1 protein-coding gene is annotated in these 1,334 nt (G+C 73.8%); it reads left to right on the forward strand.

Annotated features, from left to right (window positions below; translation table 11 throughout):
- The first annotated feature begins 144 nt into the window (after positions 1 to 144).
- The gene (locus GKQ77_RS32760) at positions 145 to 1,329 is read left to right on the forward strand and encodes an anhydro-N-acetylmuramic acid kinase (protein ID WP_219692784.1); all 1,185 of its coding nucleotides are present in this window, start codon (positions 145 to 147) and stop codon (positions 1,327 to 1,329) included.
- Positions 1,330 to 1,334 lie beyond the last annotated feature (5 nt).

The following is a 1,334-nucleotide window of genomic DNA, read 5'->3' on the forward strand; positions in this document are numbered from 1 at the left end:
GCCCCCCTGAGGCACGCTGAACCGCCCGAGCGGTGCCCGTACGCGGCTGCACCCCGTGCCGCGTTCGGGGAAGACCCGCCGCCCGCCTCCCACGGGATGCGATGATCAAGCTCATTGGTGAGCCGACCGAGAAGGAGGCCCCACGTGCGCGTGATCGGGCTCATGTCAGGGACCTCGTACGACGCGATCGACGCGGCAGCGGCCGATCTGACCCTCGACGGGGACCGTCTGAAGCTCACCCCCCTGGGGCTGATCAGCCGTGGCTACGACGAAGGGCTGCGCGCCTCGCTCGCCGCCGCGCTGCCGCCCGCGACCACCACGCTCGCCGACGTCTGCCGCCTGGACACCGCCATCGGCCGCGCCTTCGCCGCCGCCGCGGTCGAGGCGGACCGCGAACTGTGCGACGGGCGGGCCCAGTTGGTCGCCTCGCACGGCCAGACGGTCTACCACTGGGTGGATGAGGGACAGGTGCACGGCACCCTCCAGATCGGCCAGCCCGCCTGGATCGCCGAGGCCACCGGGCTCCCGGTGGTCGCCGACTTCCGTCCACGCGACATCGCGGCGGGCGGCCAGGGCGCTCCCCTGGTCAGCCTGGTGGACCGGATGTGGCTGAGCGGCCGCCCCGGCGCCCCCGCCGCGCTGAACCTCGGCGGCATCGCGAACATCACCGCCGCCGACGGCACGGCCTTCGACACGGGCCCCGCCAACGCCCTGCTCGACGCCGCGGTGAGCGAGGCGACGGGCGGCCGCCTCTCCTGCGACCTGGACGGCGAGCTGGCCGCCCGGGGGACGGTCCACGCGGCTCTCCTCGACCGTCTCCTCGCCGAGCCGTATTACGCGCGTCCGGCACCGAAGACGACGGGCAAGGAACTCTTCCATCTGCCGTATCTGCGTATGGCGTTGAAGGGGTACGAGGCCCTGACCACGGAAGACGTCGCCGCCACGCTCACCCGTCTCGCGGCCCGCACGGCCGCCGACGCCGTCCGCTCGGTGAAGGCGTCGGAGGTCATCGTCTCCGGCGGGGGCACGCGCAATCCGGTGCTGATGGCCTTCCTGCGGGCCGAGTTGGGGGGCGGCATCCCGGTGCGCTCCTCCGACGAGCTGGGCCTGCCGTCCGCGGCGAAGGAGGCGTACGCCTTCGCGGTCCTCGGCTTCCTGACCCTGCACGGCCTGCCGGGAACGGTCCCGACGAGCACGGGGGCGCGGCACGCGAGCGTGCTCGGCTCGATCACACCGGGGCGCGGGGGCATGCCGTGGCCCCAGACGATCCCCGAGAGGGATGCCCCTACCCGGCTGGTCCTCAACCGCCATGGGAGCCGGGGACGGTAGGCCAC

It is taken from the genome of Streptomyces anatolicus, from assembly GCF_019400875.1.
In the GTDB taxonomy this organism is placed as follows: domain Bacteria; phylum Actinomycetota; class Actinomycetes; order Streptomycetales; family Streptomycetaceae; genus Streptomyces; species Streptomyces anatolicus.